Genomic DNA, 7,367 nt, shown 5'->3' on the forward strand with positions numbered 1-7,367 from the left:
TGATCGAGCCGGTCAGGCCGTACGGCGACACCGACTCCATCTGGGCCAGCATCTCCTCGTACTTCTCGTCCTCGTATCCCGGCCCGCCTGCCGTCAGCCGGCCGCGCCCCCGTCGCGACCGCCCGCCGGCCACTCCTCGGCGAGCAGCCCGAGCACGACCTGGTCCACGAACTCCCCGTACGCCCAGGCGGCTCGGCGCAGCCGCCCCTCGACGGTGAAGCCGGCCGTGGCGGCGGCCCGGAGCATCGGGGCGTTGTCCGCCAGGGTCTCCAGCTGGAGGCGGCGCAGGCCGAGCACCGGGAAGGCGTAGTGGCAGAGCACCCCCAGGACGTCGGGCGCGAACCCGCGCCGCCGGTGGCGCGGCCGCAGGGCGAGCCCGACGTGGGCGCTCCGGTTGTGGGTGTCGACGCCCCACAGCAGCGCCTCGCCGGCCAGCTCCCCGGTGGCCGTCTCGACCACGGAGAAGCACGCGGCCTCGTCGGCCGGCTCGGCGACCGCGTACGGGGAGTGCGCCGAGCCCGGCGGGATCGGCCGCCAGGGCCGGGAGTCGGCCCGCGCGCGGGTCGGTACGTCGTCGTACAGCTCGGCCAGGAGCACCGGGAGGTCGGCGGTGTGACGGGCCCGGAGGGTGATGTGAACGCCTTGTAACATGTCACATATTTACCACCGGCCGCCCGACCGGGGCCAACGGGTTTTCGGGCGGTGAGGCCGCCGTCCGCTGCGGCTCACCGACCTGCGCACCGCGCGGCCCGTCGTGTCCGGCCGCTCCGCGGGCCGGTGGCCACCGGGAGAGTCCCCCGGCGGGCGGAGCGGGGGCCTTCGGCGCTCAGGCGTCGGCCGGGTCGCCGGCCGGGGCGCTGTCCGGGGCGCCGGCCGGGTCGCCGTCGAACAGCCACGACCCGCCCGGCCCGGCCGGTTTGCGGACGACCACCCGCAGCACGAGCTCCTCCTCATCGCCGGGCTCGACCAGGACGGCCCCGGCGGCGTGGAGTTCGTGGACGGCGCCGCGCAGGTCCGCGTCCCCGGGCCGGTCGCCCGGCAGCGTGGCGAGGTCCGCGACCGACAGCCGGCCGATGCCGCCGTCGGGGCGGCGCACCCGGAGGACGCCCCGGTCGACGGCGAGGTCCAGCCACAGGGCCTGCTCGGGGACCGTCGACCCGTACAACGGCGCCAGCCGGTGCAGACGCCGGGCCGTGGCCACGGCCTGCGGGCTGAGCCGGGTGTCCCGCACGGCCCGGCCGTAGGCGCCCGGGGCCACGGTGATCCACCGGTCGTAGCCGGGCGGCCGCAGCCGCCGCAGGGCGTACCCGGCCGCTTCCCCCGACCGGCGCGGCTTGCCGGCCTTGTCGCGTCCCATACCCGTCTCCGTCCTGCTCGCGTCCGCGCCGACCGGCCCGCCGGGCGTGCCGGGCGCGGATCCCGGCCGCCGCACGGCGCGGTGGGCCGGGATCCGCGGGCCGGGCCCCGGGGTAGCGTGGTCCGATTCCGTCGCCGCGGGCCGGCTCGGCGTGCCGACGATCATGTAACGAGTCTCGTGAGATGGGGTCACCGTGTCCTCGAACGTCTTCCGCACCGGGATCGGACGGCTGGTCCTCGGCAGGGGGCCCGACGGGCTGCGCGTCTGGAGCGTGGAGCAGGCGCCGTGGAGCGCGCTGTACGGGGCTCCCGTCGAGGCCGCCATCCTGCTCGACGGCACCGACGACGTCGACCAGGCCGACCTCGCGCTGGTCGGCGAGGTCCTCGGCAGGATCGACCACTACCTCGAGACCGGGCTCCGCTTCGTGCGCGAGGCTCTGGCGGCCGACCCGGCGTTCTTCGGCCTCACCGCGGCGCGGTCCGAGCCCTACCTCGGCCTGCCCGTCACGGACTTCCCCCTGGACCACCCGCGGCTCGACTTCCACGTCGACGAGTGGCACCTGCGCTTCGCCGAGGGGCGCCTGCCGATCTGCGACCCCTACGGTCTCGCGGTCGTTTTCGACGGCCAACGCCCGCTGAGGGTGGAGGACTTGAGCGACGCCACCGCCATGGAGCCCGTCGAGGCCGATGCGCCCGATGGAGCCGAGGACACCGCCGGCCCGGAGTGACGGGGCTCCCGGACCACCGGCCCCCGGCCGGCCCGGCGGGGGCCGTCGGGCCCGCTGGTAGATTCCCGTGGTGAACGAGCGACTTCCCGGCGGCGGCATCGAGCTGTCACCCGACGAGATCGAATCCCTCCACACCAGGTGGTCGTCCAGCTGGACCCCCGGCGAGGTCGCGCGGCGGCTGGCCGGGGTCGGCACGCCCTGGTACGTGGCCGCGGGCTGGGCGCTGGACCTGTTCCGGGGCCGGCAGACCCGCGCACACGGGGACATCGAGATCGGGGTTCCGGCCGCGGGCTTCCCCGAGATCCGGGACCGCTTCCCCGGATACGTCTTCGACGCGGCGGGCAGCGGCCGGATCTGGGAGAACGCCGCACCGGAGGTGCTGGCCGCCGTGCACCAGACCTGGCTGCGCGACCCGGCCACCGGCGGCTACCTGCTCGACGTGTTCCGCGAACCGCACGACGGCGACACCTGGGTCTGCCGACGCGACGCGACGATCCGGCTCCCCTACGGCGACGTCATCCGCCGTACCCGGGACGGCATCCCGTACCTGGCGCCCGAACTGGTCCTGCTGTTCAAGGCGAAGCACGTCCGCCGGAAGGACCAGGCGGACTTCGACGCGACCGTCCCGCACCTGACCCCGCCCCAGCGCGCGACCCTGGCCGAACTGCTCGCCCGGGTGCACCCCGGTCATCCCTGGCTCGCCGGCCTGTAGACGCTCGACCACACCCGCCGGGAGCCCGAAGCCTCTCGTGCCCGCACGAATGCCGGCCGCCGTCGTGCAACCCATGCGGCGGCGCGGCGGTGAGTAGGGCAGAGCGATGATCCGGACGGGTCGTCGTACGGATGCGAAAAGGAATCGGATGACCGCGAGCGCATTGCACATCCCGGTGGGGGAGGAGCCACGGTCCGTCACGGCACCGGCCTCCGGGGGCGGCCCCGGCCCGAGGGAGCCGGACTTCGAGGCGTTCGCCGCCACGCGGTGGCGGCGACTGGTGCGGACGGCCTACCTGCTCACGGGTGACCACCACGAGGCCGAGGACGTCGTGCAGGCGACGTTCGCGAAGGTCTTCCGGAACTGGGCCCGGATCAGCCGGTTGGACGAGCCGGACGCCTACGTCCACCGGGCGCTGGTGAACAACAACCTGAGCCGTCACCGGCGGCGCCGGGTCCGGCAGCTGCTGGTCCCCGTCCTGCCCGACCGGGAGTCCACCGCGGGCGGTGGGCACCACGACGTCGAGCAGCGCTCGGTGCTGATCCAGGCGCTGGCCGAGCTGCCGCAGCGGCAGCGGGCCGTGGTCGTCCTGCGCTACTGGGAGGACATGGGCGAGCGCCAGGTCGCCGACGTGCTCGCCTGCTCGCCGGGCAACGTGAAGAGCCAGGCCAGCCGGGGCCTGGCGAAGCTGCGCAGCCACCCGGCGCTGGCCGCGTACGCGAAGGACACCGGATCGACGATCGACGGCACGGACGGAGGCAACCGGTGACGGACACCGAGGACATGGTGCGCGACGCGCTGCGGGACGAGGCGGCCCGGGTCGCGGTGGGGGACTGGACCGCCGGACCGGTGCGGGAGCACGTGCGCCGCCAGCGGCGGGGGCGCCGGGTGGCGATGGGAGCCTCGGCGGTGGTGGCCGCCCTCGCGGTGGTGGCCGGTACGGGCGCGGTCCTGTCCGCGCGGGGCGGCGGCCACGCGGTCGGACCGGCCGCGGAGGCCCCCCGGGTGCCGGAGGGCCCGGCTCCCGAGGCCGTGGTGGTCGAGCCCGGCGGGCAGCTGCCCCTGGACCGCCAGGACTGGTGGATGCAGCTGAAGGACCGGGAGATCTGCGTCCACGACGCTCCCGCGTACCCGAGCGGTCCGGGGTGCGCCGGGTACTCCTGGGCGGGGGAGGCGACCGAGATCACCATGCAGTACTACGGGAACCCCCCGCAGCCCCAGGAGGGTCTGTACATCCTCGTCTACAAGGGGCCCGGGCAGGTGGCCCGGATGAGCATCGAGCTGGACGGCCAGGCCTCCTGGGCCACCGTCGCCTCGCTGCCCGGCGACCCGGGGTACGCCACCGGCCACGTCTGGGGCCCCGGCCGGAAGGCCCCCGAGGACCGGACGGCGCACCCGCTGGAGGGCATCCGGTTCGCCGCGTACGACGCCCAGGGGAGGGTGCTGGCGAGCAGGACCGTCGCGCCCTGAAACAGGTGCGCGGGCCCCGGCCCGGGCCGACCGGTGAACCGGGGTGACCACCTCGCCGCCGCCCGGGCCGTCCGAACCGCCGTCCTGCGGGCGCCCCGGGGAGGGGCGCCCCGTGATCAACGGGGACGGCTCGGTGCGGGTGTTCCTGAACAAGGGCGGCGACGGCCACGCCGTCTGACCTGAGCGGCGGCCTCCACGGCAGCGTCTACAGCGGTCTTCACAGTGGTCTTCGCGGTGGTCTTCACGGTGGTCTTCGCGGCGGCGACGTCCGTGAAGGCCACCGCTCCGCGCGCGTTCGCGCCCGGGGCGCCGGCCCGACCCCGCGCGGCGAGGACACCGGCGCCGAAGCCGCACACGGGCGCCACCACCGGTGGGCACCGGCGAACCGCCCTCGGCTAGCCTCCCCCCGTGGACGATCACACCGAAACCCCGACCCTGCGCGTCTTCGTCGCCCTGGCCCCGCCCGACGACGCCAAGGACGAACTGGCCCGGGCCCTGCGGCCCGCCTGCGCCAGGTACCCGCGGCTGCGGTGGAACCGGATCGAGGACTGGCACATCACCCTGGCCTTCCTCGGCGAACAACCCTCCACGGTGGTGCCCCGGCTGCGAGCCGCACTCGCCGACCGGGCCACCGCGCACCCCGCCCTGGAACTCGCCCTGCGTGGCGGCGGCCACTTCGACCAGCGACTGCTGTGGACCGGGATCGACGGCGACGTGGACCACCTGCACCAGCTCGCCACCGACGTCCGGGACCTGGTCAGGTCCTGCGGAATCGAGTTCAGGGAACGGCCGCTGCGCCCCCACCTGACCCTCGCCCGGTCCCGCCGCGACGACGCCGTCAGCGTCCCACTGGCCGCGGCCGGCCTCACCGGCTTCACGGGCCGCCCCTGGCACACCGCCCGCCTCCACCTCGTCGGCAGCAACATCGGCCGCGGCCCCGGCCCGATCCACTACCGCGACATCGAAGCCTGGCCCTTCGCCACCCCCACCGACCCGGCCCGCCACGAGGGCACCCCCACCGAGCCCTGACCGACGGGCGGGGGTACGAGCGCCCGCTCGGACGGACCGGTGCCGGGCGGGCTGTTGTCGGTGGGGTGTGGCAGGGTTCGCCGGGTGACTGATCAGGTGATGGATCCGGGTCCTTCGGCGGGCGGGGCGGCTCGGCGTACGACCGAGCACCCCTTGGACGTGACGGCGTTCGTGCCCGGGCTCGCGGCGTGGGCGCGGGACACCGTGCGGCTGCATCCGAGGCCGGGTGCCCCGTCGAGCGGGCAGAGTTCGGTGGGCGGCCCGTTGTCGTGGCCGGTGGGGGAGGCCTGGCCGGTGTGTACCAGGCCGCACCGGGACGTCGGGGGCGGCCTGCCGAGCGTCTCGCCGGTGCCGCTGGTGCCGGTGGTGCAGGTGTTCCGGGCGGATCTGCCGGCCGGTGTGGTGCCCTTTCCGCAGGGCAAGGACGTCCTGCAGGTGCTGTGGTGCCCGTTCGGTCACGACTTTCCGGTGTCGCCGTGGCCGGTGGTGTTCTGGCGCGACTCGGGGGCCGTCGGGGCCGTCCTTCCGGCGCCGGCGGCCGATCCCGCCGCTGACCGCCGGCACGTGCCGGTGCCCTGCGTGGTGCACCCGGAGCGCGTGACGGAGTATCCGGCCTGGGAGCTGCCGGAGGAGTCGGCCGAGGAGTGGCGGGAGGACTTCCACCGGCTGAAGGAGGCCGCTCCGCTGCTCTCGTACGCGACGCACTTCGCGGAGGCACCGGGTACGAAGCTCGGCGGGTATCCGGCGTGGATCACCGGCCCGGCCGACCTCGGGTGCGAGCGGTGCGGCCGGCCGATGGACCACCTGCTGACCGTGGCCGGATGGGAGTGGGACGGTTCGTCCTGGCGGACGTGGCGGCCCGTCGAGGACCGGGACGACGAGGGCGCTCGGGGCGTGGAGCCCACCGGCCTCGACCTGGGTGGAGGCGGCACCGTGTACGTCCTGGAGTGCCGGTCCTGCCCGGACCGTCCCTTCACCCACTGGTTCGACTCGGAGTGACCGGCCCGCACCGGGCGCGGCCGACGGGGAGGCCCGGGCGGGGCGGCCCGGGCGGAGGGATCGGAGATCTCCGGGCGGGGCAGGTATGAGGGGCCGTCCGGCATCGGGCCGCGACGGCCTGGACGCCGCGCCGGTTCGGGCCGGGGCGGCCATGAGGGGAGCGTTCGGCCATGGGTGAACTGGACGGCAGGACGGCACTGGTGACGGGCGGCTCGCGCGGGATCGGGCGGGCGGTCGCGCTGAGGCTCGCCGCCGACGGGGCGCTGGTCGCGGTGCACTACGGCGGCAACGAGAAGGCCGCGGCGGAGACGGTGGAGCTGATCGCCGGGGCCGGCGGCCGGGCGTTCGCGGTGCGGGCCCGGTTCGGTGAGAGCGGCGCGCTGGACGAGCTGTTCGAGGGTCTGAAGTCCGGGTTGGCGGAGTACGGCGAGGACGGTCTGGACGTCCTGGTCAACAACGCGGGCGTCCACCTGGCCGGTTCGATCGGGCAGCTCACCGAGGAGGAGTTCGACCGGGTGATGGCGGTCAACGTGCGCACCCCGGTCTTCGTGATCCAGCGGGCCCTGCCGCTGCTGCGGGACGGCGGTCGGATCGTGAACGTGGCCTCGGCGGCGGCCCGCATCGGCTCGCCCGTCCAGATCGGCTACACCATCAGCAAGACGGCGCTGACGGCCCTCGCCGCGCCGCTCGCCAACGAGCTCGGCCGGCGCGGGATCACGGTGAACACCGTCAATCCGGGCGTGATCCTCACCGACATGACGTCCGAGTGGACGGGCGTCCCGGAAGCCATGGCGGGGCTGGAGTCGATCACCGCCCTGGGCCGGATCGGCCTGCCGGAGGACGTCGCGGACGTCGTGGGCTTCCTGGCGGGCCCGCGGGGCCGCTGGGTGACCGGCCAGGCCATCGACGCCTCCGGCGGCACCTACCTCGGCCCGATCCCGCCCGCGTGACCGCACCGGGGCGTCGAGGGACGCCCTGTCGCACCTCGCCATGCAGGTGCTGCTCGAACCGGGCGACCACGCGGTGGTGCTCACCCCCGGCTACCAGTCCGCCGAGACCATTCCGCTCTCGCT

At 75.3% G+C, this 7,367-nt stretch carries 10 protein-coding genes; 8 read left to right on the plus strand and 2 right to left on the minus strand.

Going from position 1 to position 7,367, the window contains the following annotated elements; genetic code table 11:
* Positions 1 to 93: 93 nt before the first annotated feature.
* The gene (locus AB0E96_RS36020; protein ID WP_359830178.1) at positions 94 to 651 is read right to left on the minus strand and encodes a GNAT family protein; all 558 of its coding nucleotides are present in this window, start codon (positions 649 to 651) and stop codon (positions 94 to 96) included.
* A 175-nt stretch (positions 652 to 826) separates the two neighbouring features.
* A complete protein-coding gene (locus tag AB0E96_RS36025; RefSeq protein ID WP_359830179.1) occupies positions 827 to 1,357 on the minus strand; it encodes a hypothetical protein in 531 nt (176 codons plus the stop codon).
* A 193-nt stretch (positions 1,358 to 1,550) separates the two neighbouring features.
* On the opposite strand from AB0E96_RS36025, the gene AB0E96_RS36030 reads away from it, so the two are divergent.
* The 8 genes from AB0E96_RS36030 (at position 1,551) to AB0E96_RS36065 (ending at position 7,244) form a co-directional block, all read left to right on the plus strand.
* Positions 1,551 to 2,084, plus strand: coding sequence for a hypothetical protein (locus tag AB0E96_RS36030; protein WP_359830181.1), 534 nt, complete (start codon positions 1,551 to 1,553; stop codon positions 2,082 to 2,084).
* A gap of 70 nt (positions 2,085 to 2,154) precedes the next feature.
* Positions 2,155 to 2,796 (plus strand): hypothetical protein, encoded by a 642-nt coding sequence (locus AB0E96_RS36035; RefSeq protein WP_359830183.1) that lies wholly within the window; start codon positions 2,155 to 2,157, stop codon positions 2,794 to 2,796.
* Between the two features lie 148 nt (positions 2,797 to 2,944).
* Complete coding sequence (locus tag AB0E96_RS36040; protein WP_359830185.1) at positions 2,945 to 3,565, plus strand: SigE family RNA polymerase sigma factor; 621 nt, start codon at positions 2,945 to 2,947, stop codon at positions 3,563 to 3,565.
* On the plus strand, positions 3,562 to 4,266 hold the full coding sequence (locus AB0E96_RS36045) for a hypothetical protein (RefSeq protein WP_359830187.1): 705 nt from the start codon (positions 3,562 to 3,564) through the stop codon (positions 4,264 to 4,266). The genes AB0E96_RS36040 and AB0E96_RS36045 overlap by 4 nt, the downstream gene beginning before the upstream one ends.
* 43 nt (positions 4,267 to 4,309) lie before the next feature.
* Positions 4,310 to 4,444 carry a hypothetical protein gene (locus AB0E96_RS36050; protein WP_359830189.1) on the plus strand — a complete coding sequence of 45 codons (135 nt, stop codon included), beginning with the start codon at positions 4,310 to 4,312 and terminating at the stop codon, positions 4,442 to 4,444.
* Positions 4,445 to 4,674: 230 nt separating this feature from the next.
* The gene (gene thpR, locus AB0E96_RS36055; protein ID WP_359830191.1) at positions 4,675 to 5,295 is read left to right on the plus strand and encodes an RNA 2',3'-cyclic phosphodiesterase; all 621 of its coding nucleotides are present in this window, start codon (positions 4,675 to 4,677) and stop codon (positions 5,293 to 5,295) included.
* A gap of 294 nt (positions 5,296 to 5,589) precedes the next feature.
* Positions 5,590 to 6,294, plus strand: coding sequence for a DUF1963 domain-containing protein (locus AB0E96_RS36060; RefSeq protein WP_359830193.1), 705 nt, complete (start codon positions 5,590 to 5,592; stop codon positions 6,292 to 6,294).
* Between the two features lie 170 nt (positions 6,295 to 6,464).
* Positions 6,465 to 7,244: an SDR family oxidoreductase gene (locus AB0E96_RS36065; RefSeq protein WP_359830195.1), complete on the plus strand. Its 780-nt coding sequence runs from the start codon at positions 6,465 to 6,467 to the stop codon at positions 7,242 to 7,244.
* Positions 7,245 to 7,367: the final 123 nt, after the last annotated feature.

The organism is Kitasatospora sp. NPDC036755 (assembly GCF_040636595.1).
In the GTDB taxonomy this organism is placed as follows: domain Bacteria; phylum Actinomycetota; class Actinomycetes; order Streptomycetales; family Streptomycetaceae; genus Kitasatospora.

Excerpts from the sequence above, each read along its gene's own strand:
- AB0E96_RS36025 (WP_359830179.1), bottom strand. The coding sequence starts at position 1,357 with ATGGGACGCGACAAGGCCGGCAAGCCGCGCCGGTCGGGGGAAGCGGCC.
- AB0E96_RS36040 (WP_359830185.1), top strand. The coding sequence starts at position 2,945 with ATGACCGCGAGCGCATTGCACATCCCGGTGGGGGAGGAGCCACGGTCC.
- AB0E96_RS36065 (WP_359830195.1), top strand. The coding sequence starts at position 6,465 with ATGGGTGAACTGGACGGCAGGACGGCACTGGTGACGGGCGGCTCGCGC.
- AB0E96_RS36020 (WP_359830178.1), bottom strand. The coding sequence starts at position 651 with ATGTTACAAGGCGTTCACATCACCCTCCGGGCCCGTCACACCGCCGAC.